This is a genomic window from Aeromicrobium sp. CTD01-1L150, assembly GCF_041951745.1.
Taxonomy (GTDB): Bacteria; Actinomycetota; Actinomycetes; order Propionibacteriales; family Nocardioidaceae; genus Aeromicrobium.
Genome location: NZ_CP169555.1, coordinates 316,093 through 333,062 on the forward strand (window position 1 = coordinate 316,093; position 16,970 = coordinate 333,062).

At 69.1% G+C, this 16,970-nt stretch carries 13 protein-coding genes; 9 read left to right on the plus strand and 4 right to left on the minus strand.

The features are described 5' to 3' along the window. Positions 1-73: 73 nt before the first annotated feature. The 6 genes from ACEVFP_RS01535 to ACEVFP_RS01560 all read left to right on the plus strand — a co-directional run bounded on the left by ACEVFP_RS01535 (position 74) and on the right by ACEVFP_RS01560 (position 9,841). Positions 74-1,663, plus strand: coding sequence for an acyl-CoA carboxylase subunit beta (locus tag ACEVFP_RS01535; protein WP_375001586.1), 1,590 nt, complete (start codon positions 74-76; stop codon positions 1,661-1,663). Positions 1,664-1,832: 169 nt separating this feature from the next. After that, on the plus strand, positions 1,833-3,848 hold the full coding sequence (locus ACEVFP_RS01540) for a biotin carboxylase N-terminal domain-containing protein (protein ID WP_375001587.1): 2,016 nt from the start codon (positions 1,833-1,835) through the stop codon (positions 3,846-3,848). Then, positions 3,845-5,026, plus strand: a complete 1,182-nt coding sequence (locus ACEVFP_RS01545; RefSeq protein ID WP_375001588.1) for an acyl-CoA dehydrogenase family protein — start codon at positions 3,845-3,847, stop codon at positions 5,024-5,026. Before ACEVFP_RS01540 ends, ACEVFP_RS01545 begins: the two co-directional genes overlap by 4 nt. A 154-nt stretch (positions 5,027-5,180) precedes the next feature. Then, positions 5,181-5,930, plus strand: a complete 750-nt coding sequence (locus tag ACEVFP_RS01550; RefSeq protein ID WP_375001589.1) for an enoyl-CoA hydratase-related protein — start codon at positions 5,181-5,183, stop codon at positions 5,928-5,930. A gap of 94 nt (positions 5,931-6,024) precedes the next feature. Beyond that, complete coding sequence (locus tag ACEVFP_RS01555) at positions 6,025-8,160, plus strand: HelD family protein (protein WP_375001590.1); 2,136 nt, start codon at positions 6,025-6,027, stop codon at positions 8,158-8,160. Between the two features lie 79 nt (positions 8,161-8,239). Then, a complete protein-coding gene (locus ACEVFP_RS01560; RefSeq protein WP_375001591.1) occupies positions 8,240-9,841 on the plus strand; it encodes a metallophosphoesterase in 1,602 nt (533 codons plus the stop codon). 171 nt (positions 9,842-10,012) lie between these two features. Here the strand turns inward: ACEVFP_RS01560 and ACEVFP_RS01565 are convergent, their stop codons facing one another. Genes ACEVFP_RS01565 through ACEVFP_RS01575 form a run of 3 tightly spaced genes read right to left on the minus strand, consistent with a single transcriptional unit; the run spans position 10,013 to position 11,826 of the window. After that, positions 10,013-11,230 (minus strand): ArgE/DapE family deacylase, encoded by a 1,218-nt coding sequence (locus ACEVFP_RS01565; RefSeq protein ID WP_375001592.1) that lies wholly within the window; start codon positions 11,228-11,230, stop codon positions 10,013-10,015. A gap of 21 nt (positions 11,231-11,251) precedes the next feature. Next, positions 11,252-11,626, minus strand: a complete 375-nt coding sequence (locus tag ACEVFP_RS01570; protein WP_375001593.1) for a type II toxin-antitoxin system death-on-curing family toxin — start codon at positions 11,624-11,626, stop codon at positions 11,252-11,254. Continuing rightward, the gene (locus tag ACEVFP_RS01575) at positions 11,623-11,826 is read right to left on the minus strand and encodes a CopG family transcriptional regulator (protein ID WP_375001594.1); all 204 of its coding nucleotides are present in this window, start codon (positions 11,824-11,826) and stop codon (positions 11,623-11,625) included. The genes ACEVFP_RS01570 and ACEVFP_RS01575 overlap by 4 nt, the downstream gene beginning before the upstream one ends. Before the next feature lie 216 nt (positions 11,827-12,042). On the opposite strand from ACEVFP_RS01575, the gene ACEVFP_RS01580 reads away from it, so the two are divergent. From ACEVFP_RS01580 to ACEVFP_RS01590, 3 genes are all read left to right on the plus strand, one after another. Next, the gene (locus tag ACEVFP_RS01580) at positions 12,043-13,932 is read left to right on the plus strand and encodes a chorismate-binding protein (protein WP_375001595.1); all 1,890 of its coding nucleotides are present in this window, start codon (positions 12,043-12,045) and stop codon (positions 13,930-13,932) included. A 281-nt stretch (positions 13,933-14,213) separates the two neighbouring features. After that, positions 14,214-15,458, plus strand: coding sequence for a trypsin-like serine protease (locus ACEVFP_RS01585; protein ID WP_375001596.1), 1,245 nt, complete (start codon positions 14,214-14,216; stop codon positions 15,456-15,458). A 35-nt stretch (positions 15,459-15,493) separates the two neighbouring features. Beyond that, on the plus strand, positions 15,494-15,892 hold the full coding sequence (locus ACEVFP_RS01590) for a hypothetical protein (protein WP_375001597.1): 399 nt from the start codon (positions 15,494-15,496) through the stop codon (positions 15,890-15,892). A gap of 46 nt (positions 15,893-15,938) precedes the next feature. Here the strand turns inward: ACEVFP_RS01590 and ACEVFP_RS01595 are convergent, their stop codons facing one another. Further along, entirely contained in the window at positions 15,939-16,886 is a 948-nt protein-coding gene (locus ACEVFP_RS01595; protein ID WP_375001598.1) for a DMT family transporter, read from the minus strand. Positions 16,887-16,970 lie beyond the last annotated feature (84 nt).

Here is a 16,970-nt window from a genome sequence, read left to right on the forward strand (position 1 = left end):
GCGTAGGCACCGACTCGACCCTCTTGCCGAGGAGCGCGTCCTGCGCCGCCCGCACCCACGATGAGGAGCGAGCATGAAGACCACCGTGGACCCGACCTCGACGGGCTACGCCGAGAACCGTGAGGCGATGCTCGAGCGGGTCGCCGACCTCGCCGAGCAGCACGGCAAGGCACTCGCTGGCGGCGGTGAGAAGTACGTCGAGCGCCACCACGCCCGCGGCAAGCTCACGGCCCGCGAACGCATCGAACTGCTGCTCGATGCCGACGCGCCGTTCCTCGAGCTCTCCAGCCTCGCCGCCTGGGGCACCGACTTCGCGGTCGGCGGCTCCATCGTCACCGGCATCGGCGTCGTCGAGGGCGTCGAGTGCATGATCGTCGCGAACGACCCGACGGTCAAGGGCGGCTCCTCCAACCCGAGCACCCTGAAGAAGGGCCACCGGGCGGCGCAGATCGCCGCGGAGAACAATCTCCCGACCATCCAGCTCGTGGAGTCCGGCGGTGCCGACCTGCCGACTCAGAAGGACATCTTCATCCCTGGAGGCAAGTCGTTCCGCGACATCACCCGCGCCTCGGCCGCCCGCACCCCCACCGTCGCGCTCGTCTTCGGCAACTCCACGGCCGGCGGCGCGTACATCCCCGGGATGAGCGACTACGTGGTCATGGTGAAGGAGGGCGCCAAGGTCTTCCTCGGTGGGCCCCCGCTGGTCAAGATGGCCACCGGCGAGGAGTCCGACGACGAGTCGCTCGGAGGTGCCGAGATGCATGCCCGCACCTCCGGTCTGGCCGACTACCTCGCCACCGACGAGCGCGACGCCATCCGCCTCGGCCGCCAGATCATGCGCCGTATCAACTGGGAGAAGAAGGGCCCGGCGCCCGCTGCCGACTACGCCGAGCCGGTGCTCGACCCCGAGGAGCTGCTGGGCATCGTCCCCACCGACCTCAAGGTGCCCTTCGACCCGCGCGAGGTGATCGCCCGCATCGTCGACGCGAGCGAGTTCGATGAGTTCAAGCCGCTGTACGGGTCAAGCCTCGTCACGGGGTTCGCCCAGCTGCACGGCTACCCGATCGGCATCCTCGCCAACGCCCAGGGGGTGCTGTTCAGCGAGGAGGCGCAGAAGGCGACGCAGTTCATCCAGCTGGCCAACCAGACCGATACTCCCCTGCTGTTCCTGCACAACACCACGGGCTACATGGTGGGGGCGGAGTACGAGCAGGGCGGCATCATCAAGCACGGCGCGCAGATGATCAACGCCGTCTCCAACTCGCGAGTCCCCCACCTCTCGATCGTGATGGGCGCGTCCTACGGCGCCGGCCACTACGGGATGAGCGGCCGTGCCTACGACCCGCGGTTCATGTTCAGCTGGGTGGGCGCGAAGTCCGCCGTCATGGGGCCGGCGCAGCTCGCCGGAGTCATCTCGATCGTCGCGCGCGGCGCGGCCGAGGCCAAGGGGCAGCCCTACGACGAGGAGGGTGACGCGCAGATGCGGGCCTACGTCGAGCAGCAGATCGAGGAGCAGTCGCTCGCCTACTTCACCTCCGGGATGCTCTATGACGACGGCGTCATCGACCCGCGGGACACCCGCAGCATCCTCGGGATCTGCCTGTCGGCCATCCACACCGCCGAGGTTCGCGGTGCCGAGGGCTACGGGGTGTTCCGCGTGTGACGAACCGTGCCGATGTGCGACTGCCGCAGTCCCTAGATTCCCAGGAACTCATGGGAAACCCCTGCTCACCACGGTTTGCCAACGCCGGTGAGCAGGTGAATCCCGTGGTGAGTCCCCCTGATTCCCATGAATTCATGGGAATCAGGAGGACCGTGAGAAAGGCGACGTCATGATCCGTTCCGTCCTCGTGGCCAACCGGGGCGAGATCGCCCGTCGGGTGTTCCGGACGTGCCGCGACCTCGGCATCGAGACCGTGGCCGTGCACTCCGATGCCGACGCCGAGGCGCCGTTCGTCCGCGACGCCGACCGCGCTGTGGCGCTGGCGGGCAACGCCCCGGCAGACACCTACCTGCGCGGCGACCTGGTGATCGAGGCCGCCCGGGCCGCCGGGGCCGATGCCATCCACCCCGGCTACGGGTTCCTCTCCGAGAACGCCGACTTCGCCCGGGACGTCGCGGCTGCGGGACTGACCTGGATCGGCCCCACGCCGGAGTCGATCGAGGCGATGGGCAGCAAGATCCGCGCCAAGGAGCTCATGGCCGACGCCGGGGTGCCTATCCTCTCGGTCGACCCGGCGGTGCTGCTGGAGGAGGGGGCGAACCCCGACGCCCTGCTCGAACGACATGGCCCCCTGCTGGTCAAGGCGTCCGCCGGCGGCGGCGGACGGGGCATGCGCGTGGTGGAGGACCCGGCCGACCTGGCCGCGGAGCTCACCGCAGCAGCTGCGGAGGCGGCCTCGGCGTTCGGTGACGAGACCGTCTTTGTCGAGCCGTACCTGCCCACCGCGCGTCACGTGGAGGTGCAGGTGATGGCCGACGTCCACGGCACCACGTGGGTCGTCGGTGATCGGGACTGCTCCATCCAACGACGCCACCAGAAGGTCGTCGAGGAGGCCCCCGCCCCGAACCTGAGCGAGCCGGTCCGTCGCACGTTGCACGAGGCCGCCCGCGCCGCCGCCGAGGCCGTCGGGTACGTCGGGGCCGGCACGGTGGAGTTCCTCGTGGCGGACGGCCACCTGGACGGCGGCCGCGTCCACTTCCTGGAGATGAACACGCGCCTGCAGGTCGAGCACCCGGTCACCGAGGCGGTCACCGGTCTCGACCTCGTGGCACTCCAGATCGCCGTCGCCGAAGGCCGAGCCCTCGAGGGTGAGCCCCCGGCACCGGTCGGGCACGCCGTCGAGGTGCGCCTCTATGCCGAGGACCCGGCCACCGACTGGACCCCGCAGACCGGCACGGTGCGCTCCTTCGACATCGACGGCGCCCGCTTCACCGGCCCCGAGGGGCCCGGGTTGCGCATCGACTCCGGTGTGGAGCCCGGCAGCGAGGTCAGCGTCCACTACGACGCGATGCTCGCCAAGGTCGTCGCGCTCGGGACGGACCGGCCCACCGCCCTGCGCAGGCTCGACGGCGCACTGCGTCGAGCCCGCGTCACGGGCGTCACCACCAACATCGACCTGCTGCGCGCGATCGTCAGCGACGAGGAGTTTGTCGCTGAGCGCGTGCACACCGCCCTGCTCGGCGAGCGGCTCGAAGCATGGACCGTTCCGGTGCACGACGACGCCGCCGTCCGCCGGTACGCGCTCGCCGCGGCGCTCGCCTCGGCCCGCGCCGCCACGGCCGCCGCGCCAGTGCTGGGTCGCATTCCCACGGCCTTTCGCAACGTGCCGTCGCAGCCCAGGACGCGGACCTTCCGGCACGGTGACGCTGAGGTCGAGGTGAGCTATGCGGCCGCCGGACGGGCCCTGGTCTCCGATGCCGTCGAGGGGGTCGACGTCGTCGACGCGACACCCGACACGGTGCGACTGTCGGTCGGCAGCGTCATGGAGACCTACGACGTCCGCGTCGGCGACGACGCGGTCGACGTCAGCGGACCCCACGGCACCCTCTCGTGGGAGCCCGTGCCCGACTTCGTCGACCCGGCCGACGTCGTGGCCGAGGGCTCGCTCCTGGCGCCGATGCCGGCGTCGGTCGCGACGGTCGCGGTCAAGCAGGGGCAGGACGTCGTCGCAGGCCAGACGGTCGTCGTCCTGGAGGCCATGAAGATGCAGCACACCATCACGGCGCCGAGCGACGGCGTCGTGCGCGAGCTCGCGGTCACCGCGGGCGCGCAGGTCGAGTCCGGCGCCGTGCTCGCCGTGATCGACCTCGGCGACGAGGGCACGGCAGAAGGAGAGACGCCATGAGCACCACCCCCACGACTGCTGCGTTCAGTGAGACCGAGGAACGCCAGGAGCTGCGCAAGGCGGTCCGCGACCTCGGTCGCAAGTACGGCCGCGACTACTTCATCAAGGCTCACGCAGAGGGCCGCAAGACCACCGAGCTGTGGACCGAGGCCGGCAAGCTCGGCTACCTCGGCGTCGCCGTTCCCGAGGAGTACGGCGGCGGCGGAGGGGACATCGGTGACCTCGCCGCAGTCTGCGAGGAGCTCGCGGCCGCAGGTTCGCCCTTGCTGCTGATGGTGGTCTCGCCGGCCATCGTCGGCACGATCATCGCGCAGTACGGCACCGATGAGCAGAAGCAGCGGTGGTTGCCGGGCCTGGCCGACGGCACCGCGACGTACGCGTTCTCGATCACCGAGCCGGACGCCGGGTCCAACAGCCATCGCATCACCACCACCGCCCACCGTGAGAGCGACGGCGGGTGGCGCCTCACCGGAGGCAAGACATACATCTCCGGTGTCGACGAGGCCAGTCACGTGCTGGTCGTCGCACGGACCGAGGATGCGAAGACCGGCAACCTCAAGCCCGCGCTGTTCCTCGTGCCGACCGACGCGCAGGGCCTGGAGTACACCGAGATCCCGATGGGGATCGTCAGCCCGGAGAAGCAGTTCACACTGTTCTTCGACGACCTGCGGGTGCCGGACGACGCGCTCATCGGCAGCGAGGACGCCGGCATCGAGCAGCTCTTCGCCGGACTCAACCCCGAGCGCATCATGGGGGCATCGTTCGCCCTCGGCACCGCCCGGCTCGCCCTGGAGATGGCCACCGAGTACGCCAAGGAGCGGCAGGTCTTCAAGGCCCCGATCGGTGCCCACCAGGCCATCGCGCACCCGCTCGCGCAGACGTACATCGAGATCGAGTCCGCTCGCCTGCTCACCCAGAGGGCAGCGGCGCTGTATGCCGCGGCCGACCACATGGCCGCCGGGGAGGCGGCCAACATGGCCAAGTACGCCGCCGGCGAGGCCGTCTGCAACGCCGTCGACCGGGCCATCCAGACCCATGGCGGCAACGGGCTGGCCGAGGAGTACGGACTGGTGCAGATGCTGGCCGGGTCACGACTGAGCCGCATCGCCCCGGTGAGCCGCGAGATGGTGCTCAACTTCATCGCCCAGTTCTCGCTGGGCCTGCCCAAGTCCTACTGACCGGAGTGCTGATTCCCATGTCGACATGGGAATCGGCACTGCTGCACGACTTTCCTTCAGTTGCACGGGTTGCTTGCCATGCATCTGAAAGGTTTCCATGACCGGGGAGTCAGCAGCAGGTCCGAGTCCACCCCACCCACCCATGGAGGTCCGCATGACCGAGCTGGTGCACCTGAGCATCGACGATGCCGTCGCCACGATCACCTTGGACAGCGAGCACAACCGCAACGCCCTGAGCCGTCAGCTCGTGGAGGAGCTCGGCGGGCACCTGACGACGGCGGAGACGGACTCGACCGTCCGAGCGGTCGTCGTGCGCTCGGCCCACCGGGTCTTCTGCTCCGGTGCCGACCTGTCGGAGGCGTCCTCCGGTGGGATGGAGCAGGGGGCGCGTGCCATCGTCGCGCTGCAGCGGACCATCGCGACCATGGGCACACCCGTCGTCGTGGAGCTCGGCGGGCCGGTGCGTGCTGGTGGGCTGGGCATCGTCGGCGCGGCCGACGTCGTGGTGGCTGCCGAATCGGTGAGCTTCGCGCTCACCGAGGTCCGTCTCGCCCTCGCCCCGGCGGTCATCTCACTCACGTTGCTGGAGCGCTTCACCGACCGGGCCGCCGCGGACCTGTTCCTCACCGGCCGCACGTTCGATGCCGCCGAGGCCGCGGCTGCTGGGCTGGTGACCCGGACGGTTCCCGACGACGCCCTCGCTGACGAGGTCTCGGCGGTCGTCGCCGAGCTCGTCCAGGGCTACCCGCAGGGCCTGCGGGAGACCAAGAGGCTGCTCAACCACGACCTCGTCGCCCGCATTGACGCACTGGGCGAGCGGGTGGCCGCACAGTCCGCCGAGCTGTTCGGCAGCGAGGAGGCCCGCGAGGCGATGACGGCCTTCCTGCAGCGACGCAAGAGCTGACCGGCGTCTGCGGACCGGGCGCCGGTGGCTGCGTCCCGGTGGGCGCCTAGACTGGATCGTTCCCATGATCGAGCCCGGGACTGAGGGAAGAGCCGTGAGCGAGCGCCAGCGAGTGAGCAGTGCCGAGCAGCGTGCGATCGCTGCCGAGCAGGCGTACGTCGACGTCGTCTACGACCGCCTCGATGAGTCCGCCAAGGTGGCCACGTCCCTGGTCAAGGAGGGCTACGCACGCGGCCACATCGGCAACGAGGGCGGACTCGTCGAGCGTGACGCCATGGTCTTCCAGGCACAGCGCCGTCTCTCCGCGCTCAACGCCGCCCACGACGGTCTGGTCTTCGGACGGCTGGACCTCGACGACGCCAGCGCCCGCTACATCGGCCGTATCGGGGTGCGCGACGCCGACCGCGAGATCCTGCTCATCGACTGGCGGGCCCCCGCCGCCTCACTGTTCTACCAAGCCACGGCGCAGGAACCACAGGGCGTCGTGCGGCGCCGTGTGCTCCGATCGTCGGGACAGCGCGTCGTGGGAGTGGAGGACGACCTGCTCGACGCCGACGCGGCTCCCGATGACATGGAGATCGTGGGCGAGGGCGCGCTGCTGGCCAGCCTGAGCCGCGCCCGCGACACGACGATGCACTCGGTGGTTGCCACGATCCAGAAGGAGCAGGACGAGGCCATCCGCGCCCCCGTCCGTGGCGCCACCATCATCGGCGGTGGCCCCGGCACCGGCAAGACGGTCGTCGCTCTGCACCGTGCCGCGTTCCTGCTCTACTCCGACCGACGTCGTTTCGAGCGGGGCGGGGTCCTGGTCGTCGGCCCGTCGTCGGTGTTCATGGCCTACATCGAGCGCGTCCTGCCCAGCCTCGGCGAGACCGCGGTGACGTTGCGTTCGCTGGGGGAGATCGTCGACGGGGTGGGTGCCTCGGACCATGATGAGTCCGTGGCCGCGGCCGCCAAGGGATCGGCACGGATGCTCACGGTGCTGCAGCGTCTGGCCCGTGCGCCCCAGCCGGGTGAGCCGACGTCGTTCCGCTACTTCTACAAGGACGACGTCCTCACCCTGGACGCCCGCCAGCTGTCCGGTATCCGGCGCCAGCTGTTGGCGAGCCTCAAGCGCAACCGCGCCTACACCCGCGCGCCGGCGGCTGTGGCCGCCGCGTTGTGGCGCCAGGTGCATGGTGAGCGGGCGCTGGAGAACGGCGAGGAGGAGTTCCTGGAGGTTCTCACCTCTGACCACCGCTTCATCGACTTCATCGAGGCATGGTGGCCACCGGTCGAGGCCGTCGAGCTGTGGCGCACGCTGCCGCTCCGGTTGGCCGAGCTCGCCGACGGCGCCTTCGATGCCGAGGAGATCGCGGCCCTCAAGGCGTCGTGGGCGGTGTCGGCGCAGGAGGGGGGCAGGCCACGCATCGAGGACGTCCCCATCATCGACGAGCTGCGCTACCTCCTCGGTGAGGTACCGCCTCCGCAGGAGGAGGACGACGACATCCCGCGCCAGCTGATGAGCTTCGAGCGACGCGAGCGGGAGGCCGACGACGAGCTGCGCGCCACCACCAGCATCGAGGACGACGGCTACGCCCACGTGCTCGTCGACGAGGCGCAGGACCTCTCTCCCCTGCAGTGGCGGATGCTGGGCCGCCGTGGCCGGCAGGCCAGCTGGACGATCGTCGGTGACCCGGCACAGTCGTCGTGGCCGCACCCCGAGGAAGCGGCCTCGGCACGTGCCGAGGCGCTCCGGGGCAAGGACGAGCACGTCTTCCGGCTCTCCACCAACTACCGCAACTCCGCCGAGGTCTACGACCTGGCCGCCCGGGTGGCCAAGGTGGCGATCCCCGACGCGGACCTGGCCGATGCCGTGCGTCGCACGGATGAGGAGCCGGAGCACCGGTGGGTCGCTGATGCGGACCTGCAGGACTGCGTCGTGGACTCCGCTCGCGAGCTGCTCGGCAGGGTCGACGGGACGGTCGCCGTCGTGACGCCGCGCGCCGCGCTGGAAGAGACCCGCGAGTCCGTCGCTCCGCTGCTCGCCGAGCATCCGGACCGGCTCCGCGTGCTCGACGGCCTGGACACCAAGGGCCTGGAGTTCGACGCGGTCATGGTGGTCGAGCCCGATGCCATCATCGCCGAGTCCGAGGCGGGGTGGCGTACGTTCTATGTCGTGCTCACCCGTGCCACGCAGCTGCTCGTCACTGTCGGGACCAGCGAGACCTGGCTCTCCCGCGTCGGATGAGTGAGTGCCAGCAAGTGAAGGATCCAGAGCACGTCATGCGGTCACGTTCCTACGGCGGTTCTTCTGAGGACGTGACCGCATGAGACGCGTCGTCCTCGGAGCGCTGGCGGCGCTCCTCCTCGGTCTTGCGGTGGGTGTTCCCGTCGCCCTCGCCAGTTTTCAGAGCAGCGAGCGTGAGCTGGCGATCGGTCCTCACCAGGCGACGGTTCGTCCGGCCTTCGACGGGCAGGCGACGATCGACTTCGGGCCCCTGCTGCCGTTGGTGCGTCTTCCCGTGGATGCTCCCGGCGGGATCGGGGTCGACATCCGGCTGGGCGAGGCCCAGGTCGCCAGCATCGAGGAGCTGGTCCAGCAGGACGCGGTCATCGCGAGCCAGCCGCAGGGTGAGATCGCGGCGGTGCGAGCCGAGGTCATGGACATGGCCACCGTGGCTGCTGCGCGTGGGCTCGGCACCACCCTGATCGTCACCGTGGTGGCGGCCGCGGTGTGGCGCGGGCTGGGTCCGATGCGCCGCCGCAGGCTGATGCACGACGCCATGCACCCTGGACGCCGGCAGGTGGTGGGAGGTGTCGCCGTGGCATCCTGCGTGGTCCTGGGCATCGTGCTCATCGTGGTGCCACCGCCGGATGGAGAGGCGCCCCAGACGCGGTGGGTGCCGGCCCGCGACGTCTTCCCGGAGCTGCCCGCCAACGACGTCCTGGAGGCGCTCGAGATCAGCTACGGCTCCATCACACGGGGCAGCCGGGCGCTCGTCGAGGGCGCCTTGTACCTCTACCAGGACTCGGTGGACTTCTATGGCGAGCTGGTCGAGGCCGCCCAGGAGGCCGAGGTCAGGACACCGCAGGACGATGAGTCCACGGCCTTGGTGGTCGCTGACCGTCACGACAACATCGGCATGGATCCGGTGGCGCGTGCGATCGCCGATCAGGCGGAGGCGAACCTGCTCATCAACCTTGGCGACGACACCTCCCAGGGAGACACCTGGGAGCGATTCAGCATCAACTCGTTGGCGGGGGAGTTCGAGGAGTTCGATCGCGTCGCCGTCGCGGGCAACCACGACTCTGAGACCACCATCGGTCAGCTCGAGGACGCCGGCTTCGTGGTGCTGGAGGGAGAGCCGGTCGAGGTGGGTGGTGTGCGTTTCCTCGGTGAGAGTGATCCCCGGGGTACGACGATCGCTGGCTACGTCGGCACCGCCGAACAGCGTGACACCCAGCTGTCGGACCAGGACGTCGCCCTGACCGAGACGGCCTGCGAAGCGGACGACGCCGGTGAACGCGTGGGTGTCGTGGCCGTTCACTCGTGGGCGTCGGTCAAGCAGGTGGCGGCCAGCGGCTGCGCCGATCTCCTGCTCAGCGGCCACCTGCACTACCAGGTGGGTCCGCAGCCGATCGAGGGTGAGGGCGAGGTTCCCTCGACCCGGCTGACGATCGGCAGCACGGGCGGCGCCGTGCTGCCGATCGCGCTGGGCAGCAGCCTGCGGCGCAACGCCCAGGTCAGTGTCGTCACCTTTGATGCCGAGGGGGTGCCAGTCGGTCTGCAGGTGGTCACCTTCACCCCGTCGGGCTCGGTGGACGTGGATGACTACGTCGAGCTCCCGCTGCCGGAGGAGGAAGCGGAGGTGGCCGACGACCCCGACGAGCCGGACAACCCGGAGGATGAGGAAGAGCGGGCACCGTGAGTGGCCGCCGTGGGCCCAGCGCCGACGCCGCCAACGTGAGCACACCCCCTCGATCAGAGGACCTTCGAATCGCTGTTGTGGTCCGATGCAGACGACCCCGCCGACACCACCAGAGGCGCGGTTGAGCCTGTGGACAACGGCGCAAGTCGCCGGGGTCAGCTCGGGAACCGGTCAGCCGCAGAGCTCCAGCAGCAGCCGGGCATAGGTCTGTGCGCTGCGGACGACCTCCTCGATCGGCACGAACTCGTCCACGGCGTGTGCCTGCTCGATGCGTCCGGGCCCGAACTGGAGCGTGGCGATGCCGTGGGCCGCGTACTGACGAAGGTCCGAACCGTACGGTGCGCCGACGAGGTCAGGGCGCTTTGCACCGACGGCGGCGACGGCATCCGCCACCTGCTGGCCGAAGCCGTGTCCGTCCGGCAGCGATCCGGCGGCGAATCGACCGCCCGGCCACGTCACCTGGACGGGATGCTCGCGCAGCCATGGTTCGTCGATGGCTGCCAGCGTGTGCTCGAAGAGGCCCGTCGCCTCGTCGAACGACTCGCCCGGCCTGACGCCGAACCGTCCCTCGGCGACGAGCAGGTCTGGCACGGTGCTGGCCCAGTCGCCGGCGTGGACGATGCCGATCGAGATCGGCCACGGTCGTGACCCGAAGGGCGCGGGGGGATCGACGTTGCGGCGGACGTCGAGCGCGTGCAGCTCGGCGTTCACGCGCTCGAAGAGGTCCAGTGCGCTCAGCCCGCGGCCGGCCATGGAACCGTGGGTGGCGCGGCCGCGGATCTCCAGCCGGAAGGTCAGGGCGCCGGCGTTGGCGGCGACGATGTTGCCGTCGGTCGGCTCGGCGATGAGGCAGACCTCGCCGGTGTGGCCGCGCTGCAGTGTGGCGAACGTGCCGAGGCCGCCGTCCTCCTCGCCGATCACGGTGTGGACGGCGAACGGCCGGGTCAGCTGCTCCCCGACGGCGCGGACCGCTGCGAGGATCGCGGCGACTCCGCCCTTCATGTCGCAGACACCGCGGCCGTACCAGGTGTCGTCGTCCTCATGGAGGTACCAGGGGTCGTGGCCGGTCCACCACTCCGGGTCCCCGGGCGGGACGACGTCGAGGTGGCCGTTGAGGATGAGCCTCGGTGGGCGATCATCGGCAGGATCCGGGCGCCACGTCCCGACGCACCCCCAGGCCTCCTCGCGCTCGACCTCCTCACCCGGGTACTCGGGGTCGGCGCGCAGCGCCTCGAGATCGAGCGGCCACAGGTCGACCTCGAGCCCGAGGCCCTGCAACGTGGCGGCGCTCCACCGCTGGACGGCGGCCTCCGACTGGCTGCCGCCGATGCTGTCGTAGCTCACCAGCTGCGCGAGGTCGCGGCGGATCAGGTCGACGTCGATGTCCATGCACTGATCTTGCCCTGTGGATCAGAGATGAGGTCGCAGCCTCGACGCGATGTCGGCCACTTCCGTCAGCTCACTCGTGGCGACGACCATCACGAGGTCGTAGGCCTGTGACTCGTCGTCCAGCGCGAGCGGTGCGCCGTTCAGGGTGAGGAACACCGACGTGCAGGCGAATCCCAAGCGCTTGTTGCCGTCGATGAGTGCGTGGTTCAGCACGAGCGACTGGAGCATCGCCGCCGCCTTCTCCTCGAGGGTGGGGTAGGCGTCGTCGCCGAACAGACTGGCCTGAGGGCGTGCGAGGGCCGACTCCAGGAGACCGATGTCGCGCACCGCGGGAGTCTCGCCGATGACCGTCTCGGCAACGCGCAGTGCCTCCTCGAGCGTGAGGAAGCGGGTCACTCGCCGAGGCGCCTGATCGTGCTGGGGTATCGCTTGATCGTGTCGTCGATCGCTGCGACGAACTCCTGTTCCGCGTGGGTGGCGGTGAGACGTTCGACGATGGCGCGAACCGCAGCTTCGTTCTTGCTGACCCCTTCGGCCTCGGCGAGCGCCGCCAGCGCGGCGTCCTGCTCTTCGGTGAGTCGCAGAGTCATGGCCATGCCTCCCATGGTATCTAGGTGGTATCACTCGGACAAGACGTTAGTCTGCGGTCATGACAGTCCGCTCGCTTCGCCGTTGTGGTCCCGGCAGCCTCGCCGTGGCCAGCTGGTGGCGCCTCCCGTAGAGGAGGACTGTCGACCAACCCGCGCCCAGACTCCCGATCCGGTGGTCTGGGCGTTCGCCGTCCACCGGACGGCACGATCCCGAGGAACCCCATGACTCTGCTGGACGAGCTGCTCTCCCAGCCCGCGTTCGCGCTCATCCGCGGCCGCGACGCCGAGACCGTCACCCTCATCGGCGGTCCGCGCGTCGACGTCGACCGGCTCGCCGACATCCCGCTGTCCAGTGGGGGAGCCACGGGCCGTCCCGAGTGGGACTCGCTCGTCCTGGTCCCGTTCGCGCAGGTGCGTGAGCGGGGCTTCGCAGCCCACGACGACGGCACGCCGCTGACCGTCATCGAGGCCCGGGTGCGCCACGAGATCGCCCTCGACGACCTGCTCGAGCAGCTACCGGACGTCCCGATCGAGCTGGCCGAGCCGGGGGGCTTCGAGACCTCCGACGACGACTACGCCGCCATGGTCCGCCGTGTCATCGACGACGAGATCGGTCATGGTGAGGGCGCCAACCTGGTCATCGGTCGGCACTACCGGGCGCGCGTCGCCGACTGGGGGCACGAGCGGGCCCTCACCGTCCTCCGTCGGCTCCTGGAGCGTGAGCGCGGCGCGTACTGGACCTTCTGCGTCTTCACCGGCGACCGGCACCTCATCGGCGCGAGCCCGGAGCGGCACGTCAGCGTCGAGGCCGGCAACGTGCGGATGAACCCGATCAGCGGGACCTTCCGGCTGCGTGGTCTTCAGACGTCTGCTGACCGCAAGCGCGAGCTGCTGCGGTTCCTGTCCGATGAGAAGGAGATCTACGAGCTCTTCATGGTGGTTGATGAGGAGCTCAAGATGATGTGCGACATCTGCCACGAGGGCGGCCTGGTGCTGGGCCCGTACCTCAAGCCGATGAGCCATCTCGTGCACACCGAGTACCTGCTCGCCGGCCGCACCGACCGCGACGTCCGCGACGTCCTGCGTGACTCGATGTTCGCGGCCACCGTCACCGGCAGCCCGGTGGAGAACGCCTGCCGCCTCATCGAGCGGTACGAGGAGCACGGCCGGGGGTACTACGCATCGGTGGCGGCGCTGGTCGGGCGCGACGCCGACGGTGCGCCGACCGTCGATGCCCCCATCCTGATCCGTACCGCCGACATCGACGCCGACGGCAACGTCAAGGTCACCGCCGGCGCGACACTGGTGCGTGACTCCGACCCTGACTACGAGACCGCCGAGACGTGGGCCAAGGCGTCCGGGATCCTCTCGGCGTTCGGACTCGTGGACGCAGCACCCGCGGCCACCGAGGACATGGACGCCTTCACGCGCGACGACGAGGTGCTCATCGCCCTGGGCTCGCGCAACCAGCGGCTCAGCCAGTTCTGGCTCTCCGACCAGTCCGGCGCCGCCCCCGAACCGTCGTTGCAGGGCAAGCGGGTCATGGTGCTCGACGCCGAGGACGACTTCGTCAACATGTTGGCGCACGTCTTCGGTGTCCTCGGCATGAGCACCGATGTCCTGCGGCACGACGCCCAGGCGGTGAAGGAGGGGGAGTCGGCCGCGCTCGACGGGTACGACCTCGTCGTCGTCGGTCCCGGCCCGGGCGACCCGCGCGAGGAGGACGACGCCAAGATCGCCGTGCTCGACACCGCGGTGGCCGACCTGCTCGCCCGCGAGCAGCCGTTCCTCGCGGTGTGCCTCGGGCACCAGGTGCTGTGCCGAAACCTCGGACTCGACCTGGAGTTCAAGGACATCGTCTTCCAGGGCACGCAGTCGCGGCTCGACGTCCTGGGCCGGCGCGAGACGGTCGGCTTCTACAACACCTTCGCGGCGCGCGTCGGTGCCGCAGGGCTGCCCGCAGGGGTCACCGTCGAGCGTGACGAGGCCACCGGCGACGTGCACCACGTCGCCGGGCCGCACTTCCACGGCATCCAGTTCCACGCCGAGTCGATCCTCTCCCAGGACGGCTTCGGTGTCCTGCGCGACCTGGTCCTCGACCTTCTGGAGTGACGTCCGCTGCCCCCCCCCACGCGGGTGGGAGTCGCCGGACTGGGGCGAAGCTCGAGGGTCGCTTCCCCGCCTCGTCCTGGTTCCGGTATTGCAACCGTCGAACGTCAAGGGGCTTCGCGCGACTGCAGAGGCGGCTTTGGGACGTTCATCCCAACTCGGTGGCGACACGATGTACCGTGGCGAGATTGCGGCTACCTTCTCGGTACAACGGGGAGAAACGAGGGCCCATGCTCCGATCAGCTCGCCGCCTGAGTGGCGTCTTCGCAGCTCCAGTAATTGTCATGGCGCTGACGAGCGCTCCGACTGCTCAAGCAGACCCCAGGACTGATCCTCCGCTCATCCGAGAGGCCGTTGAACCGGCAGCCTTCGTGGTCGAAGGGATCGGAACGTATGAGCCCTCGGAGGACGAGCTCAGGGACCTCAAGGCGTACATCGAGGCTCACGGTGACGATGATCGAGCTGAGGTGATCAAGTACCAACTACCGTTCGCCGAGCTTCTGGAGGAAGTTGAGAGGACCTACCCCGACATCTATGTCACGGGAGGCCTGGGCCCGGTCGACGGCGCTGACGCCTGGATATCGTTCACGACGAAACCTCCCGCCCCGGTGCTCCAGCAGATGGAGAGCCTTCCACTCGAGATCGAGGTGCGTTACGGGCATCCTGCCAGCCGCGTCGAAATCGAGGAGGCGGCGGATGCTGCGACGGCAGCGCTGGCGAATGCTGGAGGTGACACCGTCCGGGTCGCGAGTCACGTGACGCCTGAGTTCGATGCGATCGAGCTCGAGTACGTGGCCCATGATGGTGCCCGGCTCACATCAGAGTTAGAGCATGGCCTGGCGCATAGCACGACCGGCGCCGTCGCTGCCAAGGCCAGTGACGGCAAACTGCCGGTTCCGGTGAGCGTCGAGCACAATCCTGAACTCGCCATGGAGCAGCATGGGGCGACCTTCGGTGGTGGTCAGTTGCGGACGACGGGTGGGGCTGCCGTGTGCACATCGGGCTTCAACGGGATCCGCAATGGTCAGCGAGGGCTGGTCACAGCCCGGCATTGCATCGACAGGCTTCGCTTCGGAAACAACGTCGGGTGGATACAGTTCGCCGGAATAGCCAGCGGCACCCCGAACGGAAATCACATCGACCTGCAGTATCACCGTGCGATCAACAACACCACCACGCCCGCCAGGTTTCGCGCCGAGTCGATGAACAACTTCCGTAACGTGACCAGAAGGTCGAACCCGCCGCATGGCAACTGGGTCTGCAAGTGGGGGATGTCCACCGGTTACAGCTGCTCGACGGTGTACTCAACGAACGAGTGCTATCAACCAATTGGGTTGGTATATTGCGGGTTGCTGGCTACTGCGCAGGACTACGGTGCTGTGGGAGACAGCGGTGGGCCTCTCTTTTACGCATCCACAGCCCACGGATTCGTCTCTGGCGCCAAAGTCATGAACGGTCGGTGGCGTGGGCTCTTCACGAAGGTCTCGATGGCTTCCACCTACATGAACACCACGGTGAGGACGAACTGATGGTCTCGCGGTCACGGCGGGCGAGGGTCGGCGCGGTGCTCGCCGCATTGACTGCGGTCGCGGTGTTGTCAGGGTGTGGCGATGAGCAGGAACCCGCTGTTGTTGAGCGTGACGCTTCACCACCCACGTTGCTGATCAACGAAGACGCCGACGGCGCCTTTCTCGCACGTGTGCATGGAACGACCGCCGTCAATGACCAGGGATGCATCACTATCGACGACCGACTGCTCATCGCTCCTGAGGGATCACACCTTGGCAATGATGGCAAGACCGTCGAGCTCGAGGGATACGCTCCCTTCGTCATCGGTGACGAGGTTGAGCTCGGTGGCGGCCACGAGGAAGTGGAACCCTCGAAACTGACCGATCAGCAGCGCGACTGTGCACCTGATGGGGCGGATCTGGTTCACGTAACTGGAGTGGCTCCGGCGCGCTAGGTGACAGTGATGCGGCGGGCCATACTGCGCTGAGATGGTGCGCCGGTCAGAGTGCCCGCCAAGGGGGCGGGCGGCCCGAGCGTCGTCCTGTCGCGGGCCGCGACCGCCAGCGCGTGACGGCCACGCCGATCAGGCACAGTCCACCGCCGGCGAACGCCAGGGCAGCGGGGATCTCGGCCAGCAGCACCCAGGAGATGAGGGTGGTCACCGCCGGCACCAAGTAGGTGGTGGAAGCGACCTGGCCCGAGGTGAGGCGCTTGCTGGCATAGGCCCAGGCCGCGAAACCGATCGCGGTGGGGAAGACCCCGAGGTAGACGAGCCAACCGACATCTGCGGCGTCGGCCCGCCCCAGCTGCTCGGTGAGCCGCGGCGCGAACGGAAGGCAGACCACCGCGCCGACGGTGCACGCCAACCACACCGACATCGACGGGTCGACCGCGGCCAGCGTCGGCTTCTGCACCAACGCCCCGACGGCATACAGCAGCGCGGCACCGACGGCCAGGACGACGCCCACGATGCTCGTCGTCGCCACCCCGGACGGGTCGCGTGTGCTGGCCGCGATCAGCACGACTCCGGCGAACGAGATGGCCATGCCGACCATGAGCGGCCGCGGGAAGCCCTCGGAGAGGAAGATGCCTGCACCCAGGGCGATGAGGATCGGACCGATGTTGACCACGAGCGCCGTCGTGCCGGCGTCGAGCGTGACCTCTGCGGCGTTGAGCGCGATGTTGTAGAGCCCGAACCAGGCGATGCCGTAGACGACCACCAGGACGAGGGTGCGTCCGCGGGGCATCCGGTGGCGCCACGGACGGGCGATCAGCGCGAGTGCGAGAGCGCCGACGGCCAGCCTGCCGAGCGCCAACGGTCCGGGATCGAAGACGTCCGACACGGCGCGGATGCCGACGAAGGCGGAGGCCCAGAAGATCACCACCGCGGTGAGCGCCAGCAACGTGAGGTCACGCGTGGGCACGCGCGGTGAGGTGGAGGTGGTCACTCGGACCACGGTAGGCACCACCACCGACACCGACGAGCCTGGATCCGGCCGTGCCAGCGCGAGATCCCGCCAGTGTGCTGCTTG